The following is a 23,046-nucleotide window of genomic DNA, read 5'->3' as shown; positions in this document are numbered from 1 at the left end:
CCCCGGGTGACGAGGACGCGGCGCGGGTGGTCGACGCCGTCGTGGTCTCGTCCGCGATCGCCGAGCTCGGCGAGCCGCAGGCGACGATCATGGCCCTGGCGTTCTACGACGACCTCACCCAGCAGCAGATCGCCGCGCGCACCGGCCTGCCGCTCGGAACGGTCAAGAGCCACATGCGCCGCAGCCTGATCCGACTCCGATCCAGCCTGGAGGTGACCGATGGGACACCTTGACGAGGAGGACCTCGCGGGCGCAGCCCTCGGCGAGGAGCTCCGTCCGCCCGACGCCGAGCACCTCGCCGGGTGCGCCGCGTGCCAGGCCGAGGTGGCCGCGTTCCGCAGCGTGCTCGCGGCGGGGTCGGACGCCGGCGCTCGGTCTGGCGCGGGCGCGGGCCTCGAGGCCCCTCCCGCTCGGATCTGGGACCGCGTCGCTGCCGAGGCGGGGTTCGACGAGCCTGCGATCGCCGGGGCTGTAGCGGGCAGGGCTGGAGCGGGCGAGGAGGCCGGGGCTGCCGCCACACCCGCCCCGGCTCCGCCCGCCCCGACCGACTCGGCCGTCCCGAGCGCAGCCTCGCCGTCGTCCCCGCGTCGCTGGCGGACCCGCACGATCGTGTGGACGGCTGCCGCGTCGATCGCGGTCGGCGCGGGTGTGGGAGTCGCCGTCGCCCAGCTTCTGAATGGCGTCGACGACGCGCGCCCGCTCGCGAGCGCCGTGCTGGAGCCGCTCCCGGGGTGGTCCGTGCCCGGCACCGCCGCCGTCACCGAGCGCGACGGACGCCTGAGCCTCACGGTCGACTTGCCCGACGACACCCAGGCCGGCTACCAGGAGGTCTGGCTCATCTCGACCGACCTCACGCGTCTCATCAGCGTCGGCGTGCTCGACGGCGACTCGGGCACCTTCACGCTGCCCGCCGGCATCGACCTCGCCGACTTCGCGATCGTCGACGTCTCGGACGAGGCGTTCGACGGCGACCCCGGCCACTCCGGCGTGAGCATCGTCCGGGGCGAGCTCTCACCGTCCGTCGCGTAGCCCGCCCCGCCCCCCGTTCGCGAGAGGATCTTCGTCCTTTCTCGAGAGGATCTTGGCGACATCGAGTCAGCACGATCCTCTCGAGAAAGGACAGAGAACCTCTCGCGAAAGGACGAAGAACCTCTCGCGAAAGGACGAAGATCCTCTCGCGAAAGGACGGGAATCCTCTCGCAGACGGGGGTCGACGGCGGGCTCACAGCGAGCGGTGAGTTCCGCCGTCGGGCGCGGTCTGTCGTCGTGAGCGGAGGCACCGGGCCGCCGCGCCAGGAGGATCCCCATGTCGACGACGTTCACCACGTGCCTGTGGTTCGAGGGCAACGCCGCGGAGGCGGTGGACTTCTACGTCTCGGTGTTCGCCGATCTGCCAGGCGGCACCCGCATCACCGACACCGACTACTACCCCGAGGGCAGCCACCTGCCGCCGGGCACCGTGCTCACCGTCTCCTTCGAGATCGGTGGCCAGAGCTTCGTCGCACTCAACGGTGATGCGTCGTTCCCGTTCACCGAGGCCGTCTCGCTCCAGATCCCGTGCCGCGACCAGGCCGAGATCGATCGCTACTGGGACGCCCTCACGGCCGACGGCGGCGAGGAGTCACAGTGCGGCTGGCTCAAGGACAGGTTCGGGTTCTCGTGGCAGGTCGTTCCGACCGAGCCGCTCTTCCGCTCCGCGGACGGTCCCGAGGCGAACGCGCGCGTCAACGAGGCGCTCATGCAGATGAGCAAGCTCGACCTCGCCGCGCTCGAGGTCGCTCGGCGTGGAGACTGAGCGGGAGCCGACGCAGGCGCCAAGACCCAGGACCGGCGGACGGCCCGCGCCTCAGTCCTCGAGCGTCTCGGGCAGCCCCAGCGCGCGGAAGATCTCCGGTCCGAGAAAGACCGTCTCCTCGGCGACCTCGCCGTCGCGGACCACGACGGCGTGCACGCCCCACGCGCGAAAGCCCCCGCCCGGCTGGCGGCGCCACTGGGCGAACCCGGGGCCGCCGTTCACGTCGACGGCGCGCACGCGCGAGCCCTTGCACTCCGCCCCCGGTCCGGAGAACCACGCGATGAGGTCCTCGCGGCCGCGCAGGTGCAGCCGGAACGGCGGCATCGACATGAGCGCGTCCTCGGCGAGCATCGAGGCGAGCGCGGTCATGTCGTAGCGCTCGAACGCCGCGACGTACCGCGCCAGCAGGCGCTCCTCCTCCTCGCGCGACCCGCGCGGCCGCGCACTGCGTGAGGACTCACGCACCGCGCGCATCGTCTCCCGAGCCCGCTGCAGCTGGCTGTTCGCCGCCGCGACGCTGATCTCGAGCAGCGCGGCGACGTCCGAGGCAGGCCACGCGAGCACGTCCCGCAGGATGAGCACCGCCCGCTGGGACGCCGGCAGGTGCTGCAGCGCGGACAGGAACGCGAGCCGCACGCTCTCGCGACCCACCACGACGTCGGCCGGGTCGACGACCAGGTCGTCCAGCACGGGCTCGACGAACGAGCCGGCCGGCAGCGGCGCGCCCAGCGACTCCACGACCGGGCGGGAGGCCTCGTCCTCGAGGTCGACCGGGAGGGCCCGGCGCTTGCGTGCGTTCAGCTCGTCGAGGCAGACGTTCGTGACGATGCGGTAGAGCCACGTACGCACCGAGGACCGGCCGTCGAAGCGGTCGGCCGAGCGCCAGGCGCGCACCATCGCGTTCTGCACCGCGTCCTCGGCGTCCTGCGGCGAGCCGAGCATGCGGTAGGCGAAGCCCCGCAGCTCCCTGCGGTAGCCCTCGAGCTGGTCGACGACGGTCGGCGCCTCGGCGGTCATGGCACGTGCCTACCAGCACCCTCCGACAACACGCCAGAGCCGGGGCTCGCCGACCTCAGGACCGACCGCGCAGCCGGTCGATCTCGCGTCGCTCACGCTTGGTCGGCCGCCCGGCGCCGCGGTCGCGGATCACCACCGGCGCCACCAGCTCGCGCGGTGGCGGGGGCGGGCTGTGGTCGATGTAGCACCGCTGCGCCTCGGGCGCCCCGACCCGCTTGACCAGCACGCCGGTCACCTCGAGCTCACGCACGCGGTCGCCGACCCGGGCCGTCACCCGCGACCCGATCCCGACGGTTGTGGCCGGCTTGGCGCGCTCGCCGTCGACCTCGACGTGCCCGCCGCGGCACGCCGCCCCGGCCGCCGACCGCGTCTTGTACATCCGCACGGCCCACAGCCAGCTGTCGACCCGGGCGGAGGCGCGTTCCATGCTCACGGAGGCTACGCCGTCGCGCGTCGTGCCCGATCGGGCAGCAACACGCGCCCGATCGCGTGCCCGCACACACCGCGCCCGACGGCGAGCCCAGGGTCACGCTGGGCCCCTGCGGTCCACGCGGGGAGGGTCGGCATGAGCGAGCGCCGTCGTCGATGAGTGTGAGGACGCACGCCCCGGCCGGCACCGCCGCGCACCGCACCGCCACGGCGCCGCGCGCGGTGGCGGCGCGGCCGCAGGTCCGCCCGAGCCCCGTGGTCCCCCGCGCGAACGCCCTTCCGCTGGGGGCCGCCGGGCTGGGTGCGCTGCAGCGCAGTGCGGGCAACGCCGCCGTCGCGGCGATGCTCGCGGGTCGCGTCGCGCCGGCGGCGCAACGGGAGCTCGTCGGCGTGCCGACGCGGCCGCCGATCGACGCGACGCGGCCACCGGGCGACGTCGGTGGCAGTCCCGTGAGCGGCGAGCACGAGTCCGAGGATCGCCCGCACGTCCGCCCGAACCCCCGGCCGACTCCCGGTCCCGTCACACGTCCGGAAGCCCCCACCGCCAAGGCGGCCCCGGACGCCAAGGCAGGCCCGGCCGGGGCCGCGCCTCCCGCGAAGGCAACGGGCGCACCCGCCACGCCCGCGTCGACGACGGCGCCCAGCGCCTCAACCGCGGAAACGGCCGTAGGCCCCCGCCCCTCCGCAGGCGCCGCCGGTCCTACCGCGGGCGCCGCCGCAGGCGCCGCCGGTCCCACCGCGGGCGCCGCCGCAGGCGCAGCCGCAGGCCTGACCGCCGGCGCGGCCCCGGGCCCGGTGGCCGGCCCAGCGGCGACGCCCGCCTGGCCCCCGCCCCGCCCGCAGCCCGCGAACCCGACCACCGATCCCGCGCTCGCCGGCGTCACCGCGCAGATCCACGCGGCCGGCCACGCCGCCGCCACGCACCCGACCCCGCAGGCGCAGGTCGGCCTCGCCCAGGCGGCCGCAGTCCCACCGGCTGGCGACGCGATGGCGCAGGCGCACGCAGCGCACGTCGAGGGCATGGCCGCCACCAAGCCCGGTGGGTTCGACAAGGCGGCGTTCGTCGCGGCGGTGCGTGCCGCCGTCGCGAAGGCCGCGCCCACGAACCTCGACGAGGCGGACACGTTCGCCACCTCCGGCCGCGCCGACGGCATCCGGAACGAGGTCAAGGGCCAGGTCGCAGGCGGCAAGCAGGCCGCGGCCGGACCGGTCGAGGCCGCGGTGCGCACGCCGTCGGACCCCTCGGTGGCGACGCCGAAGGAGGTCACGCCCCTCCCGCCGGCGCGCGCCCCGCCGACCCCGCAGGTCGACGCAGCGGCGGGCATGCCGGGGCCGGCACCGGGCGAGCAGCTCGCCCTCACGGGCGGTCCCGCGCAGGCGGACCGCGCGATGACGGACGCCCAGGTGACCCCGGAGCACCTCGAGCGGTCGAACGAGCCTGCCCTCCAGGAGGCGGCCGCCGCGCGCAACGCCGCGCACGAGCACGCAGCGCAGGCGCCCGGGCAGGTCCGCGCGCAGGAGGCCGCGACCCGCGCCGGCGCGCGCACCGGTGCGGCCGGCCAAGCCAGCGCCGGCCTCGCGGGCCTCGTCGGTGCGGCCACGGCCGCGCACGGCGCGGTCGCGGGCACGACGGCGAGCACCACTTCGCGTGACGAGGCCGAGCGGGCGCGAATCACCGCCCAGATCACGGCCACGTTCGAGGCGACGAAGACCGAGGTCGAGGCGATCCTCGGAGGGATCGACGCCAAGGTCACGACGGCGTTCGACGCCGGCGAGGGTGAGGCGCGTCGCGAGTTCACCGCTCGGCACCAGGCCGACATGGCGGCCTACAAGGACGAGCGCTACTCCGGGATCACCGGTGCTGCGCGGTGGGCCGAGGACCTCTTCACCGGGCTGCCCCCGGAGGCGGACCGAATCTTCCAGCAGGCCCGGGCCGGGTACGAGGCGCGGATGACCGAGGTCATCGGCACGGTCGCCGACGTCGTGGCCGGCGAGCTGGAGACGGCGCGCACGCGCATCGAGGCGGGCCGGACCAAGGTCCGCGAGCTCGTCGCCGAAGCGCCGCGCGCCCTGCGGCAGGTCGCGCAGGACGCGGCCGCCGAGGTCGGGGGCCGCTTCGACGAGCTGACCTCCGCCGTCGACGCCAAGCAGCAGTCCCTCGTCGACGACCTGGCGGCCCGGTGGACCGAGGCGAGGAACGCCGTCGACGCCGAGATCACCGCCGCACAGGAGCAGAACCGCGGGCTGGTGGACAAGGCGATGGACGCCGTCGGCGGCGCGCTGCGCACGGTGCTCGAGCTCAAGGCGATGTTCGTCGGGATGCTGGCGCGGGCTGCGTCGGCGTTCACCCGGATCCTCGACGACCCGATCGGCTTCATCGGCTCGTTCATGACCGCGGTGAAACAGGGCTTCCTGCAGTTCGGCGACCACATCCTCACGCACCTGCAGAAGGGCCTGACCGGCTGGCTGTTCGGCGCGCTCGCGGAGGCCGGGATCGAGATTCCTGAGTCGTTCGACCTCAAGGGCATCCTCACGCTCGTCGGCTCGCTGATGGGGCTGACGTGGTCCGCCGTGAAGGCGCGCATCGCGAAGCTGGCGCCCGGCGTCGGGGCGGTGATCGACGCCGTCGAGAGCAAGATCGAGGTCTTCCAGCTGCTCGCCACGCAGGGGCTGGCCGGGGTGTGGGGCTGGATCAAGGAGAAGATCACCGACCTGAAGTCGCTGATCATGGACCCGATCATGGACTTCGTCCGCGAGCGGATCGTGATGGCCGGGATCTCCTGGGTGATCGGCGCGCTCAACCCCGCGGGCGCGCTCGTCAAGATCGTCCAGGCGCTGGTCGGCGTCGTCACGTGGATCAGCGAGCGCGGGGCAGCCCTGGTGGACCTCGTCAACACGGTGATCGACGCCGTCGTGGACATCGCGGGCGGCGGCGCGGGCGGCGTGCCGGGCAAGATCGAGGCCGCGCTCGGCAAGTCGGTGCCGCTGGTCATCTCCTTCCTCGCCAACCTGCTCGGGCTCGGCGGGATCTCGGAGAAGATCCGCTCGATCGTCCAGCGCGTGCAGGCGCCGGTGACGCGAGCGCTCGACGCGGTGATCAAGGGGGCGCTGAAGGTCGCCGGGCCGATCATCCGGGCGGCGTCCGCCGTCGCGGGCACGGTGAAGGCGAAGGTCGCGGCGGGGAAGGCGTGGGTAGGCGAGAAGGTCGCTGCCGGCAAGGCCTGGGTCGGGGGGAAGGTCGCGGCGGGAAAGGCCTGGGTCGCACGGCTCCTGCGGAAGACCTTCACCGTGGGCGGCCAGTCCCACACGCTGAAGGCGGCGCAGCGGAGCCCCGGAGCACGAGTGGCGCTCACCGTGGCGAGCGAGGAGAAGAGCGTCGAGGCGCACCAGCAGGCGGCCGCAAAGGTCGCGACCGCAAGGAATCGGCCCGAGCTCGCACAGGAGGCGATCGCGCTCATCGCGCGCGCCGCTCAGGTGGAGGGACAGGTGGCCGCGGGGCAGGACGCAGCGGGCGCCCACCCGGCGCTCGCCGAGCTCGCCGCGATGATCCAGCGGGTCTGGGCACGCATCGGCTACCAGGGGGAGCCCCCGCGAGAGTCGTTCGCGGATGACGGACGGGCCGGCGTTCTCGGTGAGGTCGGTCGCCACGCGGACCAGGGCTCTCGCGGCTACCGCGGCAACGACACACGGGAGGAGAAGGACCGGCTCGAGAGCGAGCACGTAGTCCCACGGGCCTGGATCCTGGCCTTCGTCGACAACTTCCTCGGCCTCGTCCGACGCGGCTCGCGCGCCGATCGCAGTCTCTACCGCTCGATGACCACCGTGATGCTCTACAAGGGCGCTGCGGACTACAAGACGGAGCGGACCAAGCGCAGCGACAACACGGCCATCGCCAAGCTGAAGGCGCTCACCAGCACACAGGTCGGCACTAACCCTGGCAAGAACCCCGCGGCTGTCGCTGCCGCCGTCCGGTCGTGCTTCGACGGACCTATCGCGAGTCGGATCCAGCTGACGAAGCAGGCACGCGACGCCGATCACGCCCAGCACGCTCGGCCCGGTCCACCGGCGCCCGCCGACTCGGTGATCGAGGGGGCCGCGATGCGGCAGCTGCTCGACGTCCTCGAGTTCGTGGCTCGCAGCCTCGCTGCTGTTCCCCAGACGACGAGCGCGACCAGACCAGGCGGACGGAGCGGCGAATGAACCACGGCGGAGACTGAGCCGGAAGAGATGCGCCCTCGCAGGCGTCGCCCTCGAGTACCCCCGTCTCACATCCCGGCCGATTCGTGACGATTCGACCGGAGGGTCGAAACAGGGCGCACAGTGGAGAGCAACCCTGCCCACCCCGAAGGGACGAGCTGTGTCCTCCACCACACCGACGGAGCCGACGAGCGAACGCGTGACCGCGCCCGCCGCCTCCACCGCCAGCCCCAAGCGCTCCGGCTGGCACCGCCTCACCGGCTTCGGCACCCAGATCGTGATCGCACTCGTGCTCGGCGTCGCGCTCGGCTTCCTCGCTCGCGAGATGGGCCCGCTCGAGAGCGGCGACCCGAACTGGCTCACCGACCTGCTGTCCACGATCGGCGGCACCTACGTCTCGCTGCTGCGCGCGATCGTCCCGCCGCTGGTGTTCCTCGCGATCGTCGCCTCGATCGCGAACCTGCGGAACGTCACCAACGCGGCCCGCCTCGCGTGGCAGGCGCTGCTCTGGTTCGCGATCACGGCGCTCGTCTCCGTCGCCATCGGCATCGGGCTCGGGCTCATCCTCCAGCCGGGCAACCACACGTCGGTCACGCCCGACGCGGCCGCGGCCCCCACCCACGACGGCTCCTGGCAGGACTTCCTCCTGGGCCTGTTCCCGAGCAACATCCTCGGCATCGGCGGCAGCGCACCCGAGGGCGGCGGCGACATCTCGATCAGCTTCAACGTCCTGCAGATCGTCGTCATCTCGATCGTCGTCGGGCTCGCCGCGCTCAAGGTCGGCCGCCAGGCCGAGCCGTTCCTCACGTTCGCCCAGTCGGCGCTCTCGGTCATCCAGAAGGTGCTGTGGTGGATCATCCGCCTCGCACCGCTGGGCACCGTCGGCCTCGTCGGGCGCGCCGTCGCGACCTACGGCTGGGACCTCCTGCCGACGCTCGGCGTCTTCACGATCGCGATCTACACGGGCCTGGCCATCGTGCTCTTCGTGCTCTACCCGGTGATCCTGCGCACGAACGGGCTCGGCGTCGGGCACTTCTTCCGCGGCGCGTGGCCGGCGATCCAGCTCGCGTTCGTCTCGCGCTCCTCGATCGGCACGCTCCCCCTCACGCAGCGCGTGACCGAGCGCAACCTTGGCGTTCCGCGCGAGTACGCCTCGTTCGCCGTCCCGCTCGCCGCGACCACGAAGATGGACGGCTGCGCCGCGATCTACCCGGCGATCTCCGCGATCTTCGTCGCCGAGTTCTACGACATCCACCTGTCCGTCATGGACTACATCCTCATCGCGTTCGTGTCCGTCGTGGGCTCGGCGGCGACGGCGGGCCTCACCGGCGCGCTCGTCATGCTGACCCTCACGCTCACCACGCTCGGCCTGCCGCTCGAGGGCGTCGGCCTGCTCATCGCGATCGACGGGATCCTCGACATGGGCCGCACCGCGGTGAACGTCGCGGGCCAGGCCCTGGTGCCCACGATCGTCGCCAAGCGCGAGGGGATCCTCGACGTCGCGCAGTACAACGCGGCCTCGGCCGAGGACCTCTTCCGCGACGTGGACGACGTCACCACCGAGACCTCCAAGACGCCCGACGGCGAGCTCCAGCCCGCAGGTGCCCGCGCCTGACGCGTCGCTCCAGCACCCGAGAGGGCCGGTCCGATCGAACCGGCCCTCTCGTGCGTCGGGTGGGCGCCCTGTCCCCGCTCAGGGCGCGAGGTCGCCCATGGTGATCGACGGATCGATGAACTGGTTCGTGTAGAGGTCCTCGGGATCCACCGAGGCGTCGGCCGCGAGCGACCCCGTCGCCTGCAGCACCGGCGTGAACGTCGAGACGATCTCCGCCATCCGGTCCCCGTCCATCTGGCCGAACACCCCGGACGCGGGGTCGTCGAACACGAGCCCGTCGGACAGCTGGGTCGCCGCCGAGAACGCCGCGACGCCCGCCGAGTACGTCCACGAGGTCTGGTACTTCTCCACCAGCTCGACGATGAGGTCGTTGGTCGGGCCCGGGTCGGCGAGGTAGTCGATCTGCGACTGCTGCAGGATCGGCACGAGCTTGGCGAGGCAGTCCGCCTCGCCCTCGACGTCGGCCGCACGCACCGTGATCGGCTCCGGGTAGATCGAGTACCCCAGCTCGTGCAGGTACTGGAAGGCCACCGGCTTCATCCACTGCGGCACCTCGTTCTCGTACACGTACGGCTCGGAGGTGCCGAACCCCTGCTGCATGATCGACGGGTCCGTCACGAACCGCTGCGGCGTGCCCTCGTAGGACGGGTCGATCTGGTCCATCGACACGATGCTCTGCGACGCGAGCAGCGACGGGATGATCTCGCCCGACGTCACGATCGTGGCGCCCGTGGCGGCGACCTCGGCGATCGTCGTCGCGTCCGAGTACGTGGCCGGGTCCCACATGTAGATCTGCGGCGACCTCGTCATCTGGCTCGTCACCGCCACCACGGGGCGGCCGTCCGCCGCCGCGTTGATCGCCTGGTCGGAGTTCACCGCGCCGACGAGGATCGAGGTGTCCAGGTACATGAGGTCGCTCACCCGCTGGAACCCGACGTTCGCCCCACCTGGCCGCACCTCGACCTTCACCCCGGTGTCGACGCCGTGCGCCACGAGCGTCCCGGCCACCGACTTGGCGTCCGTGTCGATCGTGTAGTCGGGCCCGACCAGCGCGTACATCCCGCCGTGCTCGGCCTCCGGCTGCCAGTCCTGCTGCATCACCACGGTCGCGGGGCAGACGTCGGACAGGTCGAGTGGTCCGCCCGCCTCCGCGGTCGGCAGGCCGGTCGCATCGTCCGTGCCCGACGGCGAGCCGCCGCCTCCCGTCCCCCCGCCCGTGCAGGCGGCGAGGACGAGGCAGAGGGCGAGCGCCGCCGTCGTGCCTCCCGCCCGGGCGGACCGACGCCCGACGGCGAGGCGTCCGCGAGTGGAGAGAGCAGGGTCAGGGGTGCGCACGAGACGCGTGGGTCGCATGGGGATCCGTTTCGGGCTCTGGGGAGCCCGAGGCGGGCTCCTGGCAATTTCAGCGGGTAGCGGCAGTCTCAGGCGCGGGGTGCGGACACTCCGGGCGGCAGGTGCGCTCGGGTGAGCGTACCGCCGTCGCCCCCGGGGAGTTCTACGCTCGGAGCGTGAAGATCCTCTCGATCCAGTCCTCGGTCGCCTTCGGTCACGTCGGGAACTCGGCTGCGGTGTTCCCCCTCCAGCGGATCGGCGTGGAGGTGCTGCCCGTCTACACGGTGCACTTCTCCAACCACACGGGCTACGGCGCCTGGCGCGGCCCGCTCCTGAGCCCCGACGACGTGCGCGAGGTCATCACCGGCATCGAAGAGCGCGGCGTGCTCGGCCAGGTCGACGCGGTGCTCTCGGGCTACCAGGGCGGGGAGGGCATCGGCGACGTGATCCTCGACGCCGTCGCGCGGGTCAAGGCCGCGAACCCCGCCGCGATCTACGCGTGCGACCCCGTCATGGGCAACGCGAAGTCCGGCTGCTTCGTGGCACCCGCGATCCCCGTGCTGCTGCGTGACCGCGTGGTCCCGGCCGCCGACCTCATCACGCCGAACCAGTTCGAGCTCGGCTTCCTCACGCGCACCGAGCCGCGCACGCTCGAGGAGACGCTGGAGTCGGCCGACCTCGCGCGCGCGACCGGCCCGAGCTCCGTCCTGGTCACCTCGGTGGAGCGGCCGGACCGCCCCGAGGGCACGATCGAAATGCTCGCCGTCACGCCCGACGGCGCGTGGATCGTCCAGACGCCGCTGCTGCCGTTCAAGGCGAACGGCTCCGGCGACGTCACGGCGGCCCTGTTCACCGCGCACTACGTCCGCACGGGCGACGCCGCGCTCGCGCTGGCCCGCACGACCTCGTCGGTGTTCGACCTGCTCACCACCACCTACTCCTCGGGCGAGCGTGAGCTGCAGCTCGTCGAGGCGCAGGACTTCTACGCCGAACCGCGGATGCAGTTCGAGGTGACGCAGGTCCGCTGACTGGGCGGGCGGGCGCTTCCTGCCCGCGGGCGGGCGCTCCGGGCGCGCAGGCGGGCGTTCCGGGCGCGCTGACGGGCGTTCCGGGCGCGCGGGCGCGCGTTCCGGGCGCGCGCACCGGGCGGCCGCCGGACGTTTTGACTGGTCGGCGTGACGCATTGACTGGCTCGATCGGCGCGGCCCGCACTCGCAGGGCTGTGACCTGCGGCGACTCTGAGCGGGACGCGCCGAGAAGCCATCTGACCAGTCAATGCGTCGCGGCCACCAGTCAATGCGTCGGGCCGCCCGACGCCGGGCGATGCCAGGCGGCGCCAGTGCGAGCGCTGGCGCCGGGCAAACGGGCCTCGAACGGCCGGGCGAGGCCGTACCGCGGCCCGGGGCGGTCAGGCCCAGCCGAGCGTCTCGGTCACCACGTCGAACGCCCGGCTCGGGAACTCCAGCCACCCGGGCTCGAGCTCGGCCCGCGCGAGGGCGACGAGGCCTCGGGCACACGCCTCGGCGTCGCCGTCGAGCAGCGCGCCGATGCGCGCGGCGACGTCGGGCAGCACCCGCTCGATCCGTCGGAGCGGGTCGAACGGGCTGCGCGGCGCATCGGGGGCGAGCCGCTGGCGCAACGCCTCGCACAGCGGGGTGAGCGCGTACGTGCGCACGAACAGGCTCCCGGAGATCCGCTCGCCGCGCCGCAGGCGGCCGACGCCGATCGCCGTCTTCACGAGGAATACGCCGATCTGGTCGGCCGGGTCGGGCAGCGGGTCGGGGTCAGCGGTGACGACGTCGCCGCCGTCGAGCAGCACCTCGCGGTCGGGGTCACGCACGACCCACGGCAGGCCGGCACCGAACTCGGCCACGAGCCCGTCGTCGTAGAGCGCGACGCCGCCGTCCCCGCCCTCGACGGCGCGCAGCACGAGCCGGTCGGGATCGGGCAGGAACGGCCAGCTCGCGCGGAGCTCGTCCGTCTTCTCGGGTGCGAAGAAGACATTGAAGTCGAGGTCGGACCACTCGTCCCGGCGCCCGGCCGCCGCGCGCGTCGTCGAGCCGAAGACGATCAGGCTCGTGACGCCGTCGGTCGCGGCGCACGCGTCTCGCAGTGCGGTGATTTGGGGCTCGAGGTCACGGGGCGTCGGCACGCGGCGATCCTCCCGCATCGCGCGGCTACCTCCCTACCTGAGCCAGCCACGCGGCTCACGGTCCCGGACGGGCGGCCCACTCCGACGGGAGAGCGACTCGTCGTTTCGCCACAGCGACTCAGCACCTGCTCGCCGCCGGACGCAGGCCTGTGACCTGCGGTGACGCTGAACGTGCTGCGGACGAGCGGCGGGTGAGTCGCTCTGGCGTCACGGACAGTCGCTCTGGCGTAAGGCACCGTCGCGCTGGCGTCACGCACAGTCGCTCTGGCGTCACGACCAGTCGCGGTTGACCAAGCGCGCCCCAGCGGGCCGTCAGTCAGCCCGTCCCACCCGTCCCGCCGGCGTCGGCCGGCTCGCCGCCACCACCATCCGGCGCGATGCCATCACCAGCAGCGGCACTGGCACCGCCTGGGGTCGAGGTCGAGCCGACACCCACGGGCGCACCCGCGCCACGCGTCCCGGGTGCGTCACCGGCCCCACCATCACCATCACCACCACCACCACCACCGCCAGCACCACCACCGGCACCACCAGCCCCGGCCACGCGCGCGATCTGGTCCGCGAGCTCCAGCCCGGCAGCCGCGTACACGTTGAACGCGGTGTCCACCCCGTGCTCGCGTGCCCAGCGCACCTCGTCCTGGTAGCGGGCCACGGCGGCGACCCGCCCGGTGAAGCCGGACTCGCGCAGGCACTCGAGCGCGGTGACGTTGGCGCCGTGCCGCGGCATCGCGAGCACCGCCATCCGCACCGAGGAGTTGCGGCGCAGCCGGTTCCAGAAGTCCAGGTCGGTCGCGTCGCCCTCGATGACCCGCCGCCCCTCCCCGACGAGCGTCGCGACGCGCGGCCCGTCGTAGTCCACGCCGACCACGCGCAACCCGTAGGAGCTCACGAGCCGGTCGTACGCCGCGATGCCGACGCGGCCCATCCCGAGCACCACGACCTCGGCGTCGCCCGCGTCGCCGGGCCGCTCCTCGATCTGCAGCCGTGACTCGTCCTGCGCCGGCAACTGCAGCGCGATCTTCTCCACCATGAGGTGCCCGCGCCCGTTCACCAACGCCGAGAACACGAACGACAGCGCGACGGCGATCGCGATCTCCACCAGCCAGCTCGGCTCGAGCAGCCCCGCCGTCACGCCGACCGACACCACGATGAGCCCGAACTCGGAGTAGTTCATGAGGCTCAGCCCGGCGAGCAGTGCCGTGCGGTACCGCAGCCGCGCCAGGACGAGCAGCCCGACGTAGCCCGCGCCCTTGAGCGGCAGCAGCGCGACCATGAGCAGCGCGACGCCGATCGTCGGCAGGTCCGGCAGCCCGGTGAGCCCGATCGAGACGAAGAACCCGACGAGCAGCAGCTCCTTGACGTGGAACAGCGAGCGCGCGAGCTCGGACGAGGCCGGGTGGGACGCGAGCAGCACGCCCATGACCAACGCCCCGAGGTCGCCCTTGAGCCCGACGGCGGTGAACAGCACGTACCCCGGCACGATCGCCATGACGATGCCGAACAGCGACTGCATCTCGCCGTGCCCGAGGCGGCTCCACACCCGGCGCAGCAGCCGCGTCAGCGGCCAGAGCCCGACGAGCGCGAGCGCCCACGGGCTGGGCGGGTGCCCGCTCGTCGCGGTGAGGAAGACGACCGCCGCCAGGTCCTGGACGACGAGGATGCCGATCGCGATCCGCCCGTACAGCGAGTGCGACTCGCCGCGCTCCTCGAGCACCTTGACCACGAACACCGTGCTGGAGAACGAGAGCGCGAGGGCGAGCAGCGCGACGGTCCGCACGTCCTGGCCCGCGAGCATCGCGATCCCGACGGCGCCGCCGCACCACAGCACCGCCCCCACCACCACGACGCTCGCCACCAGATGGGCCGACGCCGTCAGCCAGACCTCGCGCCGGACGAGCACGCGCAGGTCGAGCTTGAGCCCGATCGCGAACAGCAGCAGCGTCACCCCGAGGTCGGCGAACACGTCCAGCTGGGGCAGCTCGCCGACGTGCATCGCGTTGAGCGCGAAGCCCGCGGCGAGGAACCCCACGAGCGGCGGCAGCCGCAGCAGCATCGCCAGGCCGCCCAGCCCGAAGGTGACGACGAGGTAGATCGCCGCGGTTGTCACGGGCGGCCCCGCCCGTACCAGCGCCCGACCACCCACCCCTCCAGCGCCGCGAACACCGAGAACACCACGACGCCGAACAGCGCCGTCAGGCCCACGGCGGTGAGCAGCGCGTCCATGTTCAGCCGGAGCGTGTAGATCCGCAGCAGTCCGCCGATCCCGGCCGCGCCCTGCTGGAAGAAGAAGTCCCCGACGATCGCACCGATCACGCTGAGGCCCGCCGCGCTGCGCAGCCCGGTGAACACCGACGGCACGGCGGCCGGCACCTCGAGCCGACTCAGCCGCTGCCAGCGGGTCGCCCGGGCGAGGGTGAACAGGTCGTGCGCCGCGCGGGTCGGACCGGAGGTCAGCCCGAAGAACGTCGTCGAGATGACCGGGAACACCGCGATGATCACGGCCACCACGATGCGCGCGGGGATCCCGTACCCGAACCAGATCCCGATCAGCGGCGTGAGCGCGAGGATCGGCACGGTCTGCAGGATCACGGCGTACGGATAGAGGATCCGCTCGGCCCACCGCGACTGCGCCATCACCACCGCCCACGCCGTGCCGATGACGAACGCGAGCGCCAGCCCCGCGAGCGCCACCGTCGCGGTCCGCCACAGCGCCTGGAGCATCGGCGTCATGATCGTGGCGTCGCCGAGCGTCGCGAGCACCTCCCACGGCGGCGGCAGGAGGAACCGCTTGCTCGGGTCCAGCACCACGAGGCTGATGAACGTCCACACCGCGAACAGCCCCGCCGCCGCGATCGCGACGGTCAGCAGCGTGGTGGCGAGTCCGGAGCGGCGCCCGCCGGCGGGCCGCGCCCGGTGCGGGTTCACGAGTCGCCCCGCGCGTCGGTGACGCCCGACGGCGAACCCTCGCTCGCCGTCGCCGGCTCGCCCCGCGCGGTGGTGACGCCCGACGGCGAAGACTCGCTCGCCGTCGTCGGCTCGCCTCCCGCGCGCTCGAGGAGGCGGGAGACGTCCCCGGCGAGGGCCGCGAACTCGGGCGTGAAGCGCAGCTCGGGCGGGCGCGGGTGCGCGAAGGGGACCGCGACCTCCGCCTCGACCCGGCCGGGGCCCATGACGAGGACGCGGTCGGAGAGGTAGACCGCCTCGGACACCGAGTGCGTGATGAAGAGGCCGGCGAAGCGGCGGCGCGCGAAGATGCCCTGGAGCAGGGTCTGCAGCGAGAGCCGGGTGATCTCGTCGAGGGCGCCGAACGGCTCGTCGAAGAGCGCGAGCTCGGGGTCCGCGACGAGCGCCCGGGCGATCGAGACGCGCATCCGCATGCCACCGGAGAGCTGTCGGGGGCGCTTGTCGAGCGCGTCGCCGAGTCCGACGTCCTCGAGCGCGCGGTGGGCGCGCTCGGTGCGTTCGGCCCGGGTGACGCCGCGCAGCTCCGGGACGAGGGCGACGTTGGCGGTCGCGGTCCGCCACTCCAGCAACGTCGGGTCCTGGAAGACGAAGCTCACGGCGGCGGGGTCGGCGTCGAGGTGGACCGACCCGCTCGTGGGGGGTTCGAGGCCCGCCGCGACCCGCAGCGCGGTCGTCTTGCCGCAACCCGACGGGCCCACGAGCGTGACGAGCTCGCCCCGTCCGACGGTGAGGCTCACGCCGTCGAGCGCCCGGGTGCCGTCGTCGAACACCTTGGTGACGCCGTCGAGCACGAGGGCGGGAGGCGTCACGGACGGAGCCTATCGGCGCGCTGTTTCGGGGCGGTCACGGGCGCGACCTGGCGACACCGGGGGCTGGCGACCTTCAGTCGCTGGCGAGCTCAGCGCAGGAACGCCGCCACGTCGTGGTCGAGCGCGACGTCGGCGGCCAGCTCGTCGGGCGTCGCGAGCGCGCGCAGCCGCCCGGCGATCATCACGCCCACGCGGTCGGCGACCGAGAACGCCTCGGCGTGGTCGTGCGTCACGTACAGCGCGGTCGTCCCGGAGGCCGCGAGGACGCGGCGCACCTCGACGCTCAGCTCCTCGCGCAGCCGACGGTCCAGGGACGAAAGCGGCTCGTCGAGCAGCAGCAGCCGCGGCGCAGGAGCCAGCGATCGCGCCAGAGCGACGCGCTGCTGCTGCCCGCCCGACAGCGACCCCACGGCCCGCGCGCCGTACCCGGCCAGGCCCACCAGCTCGAGCATCTCCGCCACGCGCTCGGCCCGGGTCGCCCGCGTCGCGCCGAACGGCGTCCCACGCAGCCCGTAGGCGACGTTGCCCGCGACGTCCCGGTGACCGAACAGCTGCCCGTCCTGGAACATGAGGCCGAACCCGCGCCGGTGCACCGGGACCGGCGCGACGTCCACCCCGTCCCACCGCACCTCGCCCGCGGCGAGCGGCTCGAGCCCGGCGATCGTCCGCAGCAGCGAGGACTTGCCGCACCCGCTGGGCCCGAGCAGCGCGACCACCTCCCCGGGTGCCACGTGCAGGTCGAGGCCCGCGACCGCCGTCGTCGGCTCCGAGCCCCGGCGCGAGGAGGGGTAGCGCACGACGGCGCCGCGCACCTCCAGCCCGCGGGCCTCGCCCGCACTCGGGCTCGGTCCGCGCTCGTCCGGTCGGCCCACGCTCACCACTCCCCCGCGTGCGGCGGGCGCAGTCGCTCCGCCGTCGTCATCACCAGCGCGACCACGACGGCGAGCAGCACCGACGCCGCGAGCGCCATGCCGTAGTTGCCCTCGCCCGGGCGCCCGAGCAGCCGGTAGATCACGACGGGCAGCGTCGGCCGGTCGGGCCGCGCGAGGAACGACGTCGCGCCGAACTCCCCGAGCGAGACCGCGAACGCGAACCCCGCGGCCAGCCCGATCGACCGCAGCGCCATCGGCAGCTCGACCGTCCAGAGCACGCGTCCCGGGCCCGCGCCGAGCATCGCGGCAGCCTGGCGCAGCCGGGGGTCGATCGCGCGCAGCACGGGCAGCACCGTACGCACCACGAGGGGGATCGAGACCATCGCCTGCGCGATCGGGATGAGCACGAGCGAGGAGCGCAGGTCCAGCGGCGGGCGGTCCAGCGCGATGAGGAACCCGAACCCGACCGTCACCGCGGACACGCCCAGCGGCAGCATGACGGCCGCGTCCAGCGCGCCGAGCGCACGGCGTCCGGTGCGGCGCCGGGGCCGGCGGGACAGCACGAGCGCGAGCACCACCCCGACGGCGAGCGCCAGCACCGTGGCGTCCGTCGCCGTGCGCAGCGAGATCGCCGCCGCGTCCCAGGCGGTGACGGTGAGCGCGCGGTCCCCGGTCGACCCCAGCGCCACGTAGTGCTCGAGCGTCCACCGCCCGTCCTGACGCAGCGACCGCACGAGCATCGAGCCGAGCGGCAGCGCGAGCGCGGCCACCGTCAGCGCGGTCACGCCCACGGCGACCCGGTCCACGGCGCAGGCGCGCGCACCCAGGCGCAGGGGCGCCGTCGCGCGTCGTGCCTCGACGAGGGCGAGCGACCGCTCGCGCCGCGTTCGCAGCCGACCGCTCGCCACGAGCGTCGCCGCGACGATGACGAGCTGGAGCACGCTGAGCACGGCCGCGGTGCGCAGGTCGAGGAACTGCGTGGTCTGCAGCCAGATCTCCACCTCGACCGTGGCGTAGCGCTGCCCGCCGAGCACGAGGACGACGGCGAACGCCGTGGCGCAGAACAGGAAGACCAGCGCGGCGGCCGACGCGATCGCGGGTGCAAGCGCCGGGAGGGTCACGGTGGCGAACGCGCGCGCGGGCGACGCGCCGAGCGTGCGTGCGGCCTGCTCGGCGCGCGGGTCCAGCCGCTCCCAGACCGACCCGACGACGCGCACCACGAGGCCGTAGTTGAAGAAGACGAGCGCGGCGACGACGGCCACGAGGCTGCGGTCCCAGCCCAGCGCGCCGAGCGGTCCGCCCGCCGCGAGCAGCGAGCGGAACGCGACGCCGACCACCACGCTCGGCAGCACGAACGGCACCGCGACCAGTCCCCGGACGAGCGCGCGACCGGGGAACGTGCAGCGGTAGAGCACGTACGCACCCGGGATCGCGAGCCCGACGGCGAGCCCCGTGCCGAGCGCCGCCTGACCCAGGGTGTGCCCCACGACGCGCCAGGTGCGCGGGTCGGCGAGCACCTCGGCGAAGCCGCCGAGGTCGAGGTGGCCGTCCGTGACCACGCCGCGCGCGAGGATCGCCGCGACCGGGTAGGCGAAGAACGCGAGGAGGAACGCGAGCGGCAGCGCGACGGCGATCGCCCACGCGCCCGCCCGCACCGCGGTCCAGCCGCGCTCGCGCGGCGCCGTCGTCAGTCGAGGACCGTCTGGGTCCACTGGTCGATCCAGGTCGAGCGGTTCGCGGCGATCTCGTCGGCCGGCACGGCGAACGGGGTCGTCGCGAGCGGGGCCCACTGCGCCCAGTCGTCCGGCAGCGCGACCGTGTCGTCGACCGGGTAGACGTACATCGAGCCGGGCACGTCGGCCTGCACCGCCGGCGAGAGGAGGAAGTCGACGAACGCCTGCGCACCCTCGGGGTTCGCGGCGCCGGTGAGCACGCCGGCGAACTCCACCTGCCGGAAGCAGGTGTCCAGGAGCGCCGCGGTGGTGGGCTCGCCGTCGTCGCCCACGGTGTAGGGCGGCGAGGACGCGTACGAGAGGACGACGGGCCGCGTGCCGTCGCCGCCCCCGCCGCTGAAGTCGACGTAGTAGGCGTCGGACCAGCCGTCGACGACGAGCACGTCGTTGTCCCGCAGCCGCTCCCAGTAGGAGAGCCAGCCCGAGCCGTCGCCTGCCGTCGAGGACCCGTCCGCACCGCCGAACGCCGCCACCGTCGTGAGCAGGAACGCCAGGCCGGGCGAGGACGTCGCCGGGTTCGTCACCACGAGCTGGCCCGCGTACTCGGGCTGCGTGAGGTCCTCGAGCGACGCGGGCGGCGTCTGGCCGTTCTCCTCGTACCAGGCGAGGTCGACGTTGAGGCACACGTCGGAGACGTCGACCGGCGTGAGCGCGTCGCCCAGCAGGTACTGCTCGGCGCTCGCCGGCAGCGCCGGCGACGTGTACGGCGCGAAGACGCCCTCGTCCATCGCGCGGCTCGCGAACGTGGTGTCGACGCCGAACACGACGTCCCCGAGCGGGGAGTCCTTGGTCAGCACGAGCTGGTTGACCAGCGCACCGCCGTCGCCCGGCGCAACCACCGTGACCTCGATTCCGGTCTGCTCGGTGAACGACGCGAGCACGTCCTCGCTCAGCGCGAACGAGTCGTGCGTGACGAGCGTGATGGACGACGGCGACGCTCCCGTCCCGGCGCTCGCCTCGCCGTCGGCGGTGGTCGCCCCGTCGGAGGTCTGGTCGGCGGTGGCGCCCCCCTCGTCCGAGGCACCGCCCCCGCCCCCGACGAGCGAGCAGGCGGTGAGGCTCAGGACCGCGGCGAGCGCCGCCGTCGGGAGCAGGGTGCGGCGAACGCGAGCGCGACGCGAGGGACTGGTGCTGGTGACGGTGCTGCTGGACATGCGTGGCTCCTCCCGAGGGAGGGGCGGCGGACGGGTGCCCGCCGGGAGTTCCCGACTTCCTTCGCCGGTGCTAACCGGAGCAGGTTCGAGGGTCTGCGGCGAGCCGCACTCTCAGCGCCCGTCCCACCCGGTCGGGGTCGGTGGCGCTCCCCTGTCGTTTCGCGAGCGAGCCTACCGCGCCGGGGGCGGGCCGACGGTGGAGGGCGGGCTCGCCGTGCGCCGACGGACGGACGGGGCGCGAGATGTCACCCGGCGGTGTCGCCGTCGCCGTCGCCGGGCGGCTCCGCGGCGGACATCTGCACGTCGGGCCCGCCCCGATCCTCGCCCCCACCGCCGGCACCCGCGGCCATCAGCGTCGCGGCGCGGCGCTCGAGCCGGTCGGCGAGGGAGTCGATGTCGTCGAAGACCGCGGGGACGGAGGCCCAGACGTCGCGGAGGTCCTGGATCTTGAAGGCCGGCGCCCCCGTGAGCTGGGCCACCTGGCCGATGATCGCGTCCATCGCGCTCTCGAACCCGGTGGTCTGCGCCATCGCGGCACGCAGGCCGCCGACGAAGGCCTGCACCTGCGCAATCTGGCTGTCGGTCATCTCCGCGGCGAGGGCGAGGAAGTCGCCGACCTCCGTCGCGTTGTCGCGCACCGTCTCGACCGGGGCGCTCACGGCGCCCTTGGCCGTGTCGACGGCGCTGCGCACGCCCGCGACGGCGAGCTCGAGTCCGCTGTTCACCACGCCCGCACCGGTGTCGACCACGGACTCCGCGAGGTCGGCCAGCGCGCCGTCCCCGAGCTCCGTCCTCGGGATCTCGACGTCCGGAACGGTCAGCGCGTCCACCTCGGCCAGCACGTCCGCGGCGCCGGTGCGGACCGCGTCGGCGTTGGCCTTGCCGTCGCGCGCGGTGGCCTGGAACTGCTGGAGTGCGGCGATCCGGTCCTCCATCGAGGCCAGCGCGGTGTCCGTGGCCTCCTGGATGACCTGGAAGCTCGACTTCCCGTCGAACAGCTCGGCCGAGATCGCGTCCATGTCGGCCAAGGACTGCGCGGCGGTCGCGCTGGCCAGCCCCAGCTCGGCGTCGACCCCGGCCCACGCGACCCGGCCGGCCGCGGAGGTGGTGCGCAGGTTGGCGGCCTGGGCCAGCAGCACCGGCACCGCCGCGAGGCCCGCGAGGTCGCCCGCACCGATGGCGCCGGTGCCGCTGCCGTCGTCCGCATCGCTGTCGCCGCCCGCGGCGAGGCGCTGCACGGCGGGCTGACCGGCCGGCTGCGGCCCGGCCTCGTGGCCCGAGCCCAGCACGTCACCGCCCCACACGTTCCACAGCTTCTGCGCCCAGTCGAAGATGTGCTTGCTCGCCTCCTTGATGAAGGCCCACAGCGCCTTGAGCGCCCCCTGGTTGGCGCTGACGATGCCGGTCTGCGAGACGCCGGCCGAGGCGAGGGCGATGACGTCGAGGACCCAGGAGACCGTCGACCCGATCGCGTTGGCCGCATACCCGTCGGCGAGCGCGGCCCAGGCGGTGTGCTGCTCGGGGTTCTTGTCCGCGTTGTAGGCCGCCCCGACCATGAGGCCCGTGTCCAGGAAGACCAGCACGGTGGAGTTGTAGGCCTTGACCAGCGCGAACACCTGGTGCACCGCGGCCGACACCGGGATGAACGGCGCGCCGATCACCGAGCCGACGAGACCGTCCTGGACGAGCTCGTTGACGTAGACCACGTGCCCGACGGCCCCGTTGAGCACGTTGACGCCGTTCCGGACCAGGAGGAAGGCCGAGAAGATCGGGTGGTCGCTGAGCTTGCCCGGCACCGCGTCCACGTCCTGCGCGAACTGGATCGAGTCGGCCGCCAGCCCGCTGTAGAGCCCGAGCCCGGGGATGAGCCGGCCGAACTCCAGCGGTGTCCGGATCGCGTTGCCGTGGTCGACAACCCAGCTGCCGAAGTCGAACGGCGGTGACGGTGCGGTCGAGCCGGCACCGGGCGCGCCGCCCGCTCCGCCGGACCCGTCGGTACCGCCGCCCCCTCCACCGCCGCCGCTGCTGCCGTCCATCGAGGGGCCGGCCGGGCCTGCCGGCGTCTCCTGGGGTGCAGGCTCCTGGTCGGGCGTCGGCTCGGCGGGTGCCGACGGGCCCGACGTCGACGGTCCGGTCCCCGGGGAGGCCGGCTCGAACGAGGCCGGGACCTCCGGTCCGCTCTGGTTCGCCTCGGGTGCGGGGATCGAGACCGCGGGCTCGGGCTCCGACATCGGGCCGGGTGTCGAGGCACCGGCGCCCGACGGCGTCCCTCCCCCGGGCGCGTCGGGTGCGGCGGGCGGGGGCGCACCGTCGGAGGTCGGGCTGCTCGACGCCTCGGGCGAGGCCTCGGGCGCCGGCTCGGAGGTTAGCGTCTCCTCCGACTCCTCGAGCAGGCTCGCGGGCGCCTGACGCTGCAGGCTGTGCACGACGGCTCGGTTGCCCGCCAGCCGCTGCATCGAGACGAGCTGCGCGGGCGAGACCGGCGGCCGGCGGGTTTCCGGCGCGGTCTGGGTGCCCGCGACCGTCAGCAGAGACGGTGCTGCGCCGGACGCATGCGGACGCGGACCGACGAGCCGCTCGGGTGCGTCAGCCTCGTCCGCATGCAGCGTGCCCGTCATCAGCTCCCCTCCGCCGGCGGAGTGCCCGTGAGCGCGCCGGGTTCGGGCATCCACTGGCATCCTCCCCGGCGACCGGGCGGGACGCGGGTCCCGGTCAGCGGTCCGATCGGGCGGAGTCGGCTGCCCGATCGGGCACGGGCGCGTCGCGAGCCCCGGTCGCTCGGCGTCGAACGCTGCGCCGGCGCTCCCGTCGCGCGCGTGACCCCTCGCGTCCCCTGCCGCACGCCGCCGGGACGTCAGCAGCCCTGCGCCACCTCGGCGCTCGATCCGGAGAGGACCGCGTCGGTCCAGGCGAGGAGGTCCGGGATCAGCGGCGAGCCCGCGCGCACCACGTCGCCGTGGCCGTAGCCCTCGTACTC

17 protein-coding genes are annotated in these 23,046 nt (G+C 73.8%); 6 read left to right on the top strand and 11 right to left on the bottom strand.

All coding sequences use genetic code 11. From position 1 onward, the window contains the following. The first annotated feature begins 26 nt into the window (after positions 1-26). The 3 genes from FH969_RS15680 to FH969_RS06995 all read left to right on the top strand — a co-directional run bounded on the left by FH969_RS15680 (position 27) and on the right by FH969_RS06995 (position 1,795). Positions 27-233, top strand: coding sequence for a sigma factor-like helix-turn-helix DNA-binding protein (locus FH969_RS15680; protein ID WP_370445275.1), 207 nt, complete (start codon positions 27-29; stop codon positions 231-233). Then, positions 220-1,029 carry an anti-sigma factor gene (locus tag FH969_RS07000; RefSeq protein WP_139986613.1) on the top strand — a complete coding sequence of 270 codons (810 nt, stop codon included), beginning with the start codon at positions 220-222 and terminating at the stop codon, positions 1,027-1,029. Before FH969_RS15680 ends, FH969_RS07000 begins: the two co-directional genes overlap by 14 nt. Positions 1,030-1,306: 277 nt before the next feature. Further along, positions 1,307-1,795 (top strand): VOC family protein, encoded by a 489-nt coding sequence (locus FH969_RS06995; protein ID WP_139986612.1) that lies wholly within the window; start codon positions 1,307-1,309, stop codon positions 1,793-1,795. A 51-nt stretch (positions 1,796-1,846) separates the two neighbouring features. Here FH969_RS06995 and FH969_RS06990 read toward each other — a convergent pair whose 3' ends face one another. Both FH969_RS06990 and FH969_RS06985 read right to left on the bottom strand, forming a co-directional pair. Continuing rightward, positions 1,847-2,812: an RNA polymerase subunit sigma-70 gene (locus tag FH969_RS06990; protein WP_139986611.1), complete on the bottom strand. Its 966-nt coding sequence runs from the start codon at positions 2,810-2,812 to the stop codon at positions 1,847-1,849. Between the two features lie 55 nt (positions 2,813-2,867). Further along, on the bottom strand, positions 2,868-3,239 hold the full coding sequence (locus FH969_RS06985; protein ID WP_108718882.1) for an RNA-binding S4 domain-containing protein: 372 nt from the start codon (positions 3,237-3,239) through the stop codon (positions 2,868-2,870). A gap of 797 nt (positions 3,240-4,036) precedes the next feature. Here FH969_RS06985 and FH969_RS06980 point away from each other — a divergent pair. Next, positions 4,037-7,441, top strand: a complete 3,405-nt coding sequence (locus FH969_RS06980) for a phage tail protein (RefSeq protein WP_180359710.1) — start codon at positions 4,037-4,039, stop codon at positions 7,439-7,441. A 196-nt stretch (positions 7,442-7,637) separates the two neighbouring features. Further along, the gene (locus tag FH969_RS06975; RefSeq protein WP_139986634.1) at positions 7,638-9,053 is read left to right on the top strand and encodes a dicarboxylate/amino acid:cation symporter; all 1,416 of its coding nucleotides are present in this window, start codon (positions 7,638-7,640) and stop codon (positions 9,051-9,053) included. A 78-nt stretch (positions 9,054-9,131) separates the two neighbouring features. Here FH969_RS06975 and FH969_RS06970 read toward each other — a convergent pair whose 3' ends face one another. Then, positions 9,132-10,406: a hypothetical protein gene (locus FH969_RS06970; protein WP_180359709.1), complete on the bottom strand. Its 1,275-nt coding sequence runs from the start codon at positions 10,404-10,406 to the stop codon at positions 9,132-9,134. Positions 10,407-10,561: 155 nt separating this feature from the next. Between FH969_RS06970 and pdxY the strand changes: the two genes are divergently transcribed. Then, complete coding sequence (pdxY, locus tag FH969_RS06965; RefSeq protein WP_108720142.1) at positions 10,562-11,413, top strand: pyridoxal kinase PdxY; 852 nt, start codon at positions 10,562-10,564, stop codon at positions 11,411-11,413. A 380-nt stretch (positions 11,414-11,793) separates the two neighbouring features. On the opposite strand, the gene FH969_RS06960 is transcribed toward pdxY, so the two are convergent. From FH969_RS06960 to FH969_RS06925, 8 genes are all read right to left on the bottom strand, one after another. Further along, complete coding sequence (locus tag FH969_RS06960) at positions 11,794-12,537, bottom strand: hypothetical protein (RefSeq protein ID WP_139986609.1); 744 nt, start codon at positions 12,535-12,537, stop codon at positions 11,794-11,796. A 316-nt stretch (positions 12,538-12,853) separates the two neighbouring features. Continuing rightward, the gene (locus FH969_RS06955; protein ID WP_218975280.1) at positions 12,854-14,644 is read right to left on the bottom strand and encodes a cation:proton antiporter family protein; all 1,791 of its coding nucleotides are present in this window, start codon (positions 14,642-14,644) and stop codon (positions 12,854-12,856) included. Beyond that, on the bottom strand, positions 14,641-15,462 hold the full coding sequence (locus FH969_RS06950; protein ID WP_139986608.1) for an ABC transporter permease: 822 nt from the start codon (positions 15,460-15,462) through the stop codon (positions 14,641-14,643). The genes FH969_RS06955 and FH969_RS06950 overlap by 4 nt, the downstream gene beginning before the upstream one ends. After that, the gene (locus tag FH969_RS06945) at positions 15,459-16,310 is read right to left on the bottom strand and encodes an ABC transporter ATP-binding protein (protein WP_139986607.1); all 852 of its coding nucleotides are present in this window, start codon (positions 16,308-16,310) and stop codon (positions 15,459-15,461) included. Before FH969_RS06945 ends, FH969_RS06950 begins: the two co-directional genes overlap by 4 nt. Before the next feature lie 89 nt (positions 16,311-16,399). Next, positions 16,400-17,182 carry an ABC transporter ATP-binding protein gene (locus FH969_RS06940; RefSeq protein WP_139986606.1) on the bottom strand — a complete coding sequence of 261 codons (783 nt, stop codon included), beginning with the start codon at positions 17,180-17,182 and terminating at the stop codon, positions 16,400-16,402. A 2-nt stretch (positions 17,183-17,184) separates the two neighbouring features. Beyond that, positions 17,185-18,894 (bottom strand): ABC transporter permease, encoded by a 1,710-nt coding sequence (locus tag FH969_RS06935; protein ID WP_425462451.1) that lies wholly within the window; start codon positions 18,892-18,894, stop codon positions 17,185-17,187. Continuing rightward, positions 18,870-20,069, bottom strand: coding sequence for a thiamine ABC transporter substrate-binding protein (locus FH969_RS06930; protein ID WP_139986605.1), 1,200 nt, complete (start codon positions 20,067-20,069; stop codon positions 18,870-18,872). Before FH969_RS06930 ends, FH969_RS06935 begins: the two co-directional genes overlap by 25 nt. A 245-nt stretch (positions 20,070-20,314) precedes the next feature. After that, a complete protein-coding gene (locus FH969_RS06925) occupies positions 20,315-22,687 on the bottom strand; it encodes a hypothetical protein (protein WP_139986604.1) in 2,373 nt (790 codons plus the stop codon). Positions 22,688-23,046 lie beyond the last annotated feature (359 nt).

The sequence above is a fragment of the Miniimonas arenae genome (assembly GCF_006351005.1).
Taxonomy (GTDB): Bacteria; Actinomycetota; Actinomycetes; order Actinomycetales; family Beutenbergiaceae; genus Miniimonas; species Miniimonas arenae.
This window is presented reverse-complemented; position numbering and strand designations above follow the sequence as displayed.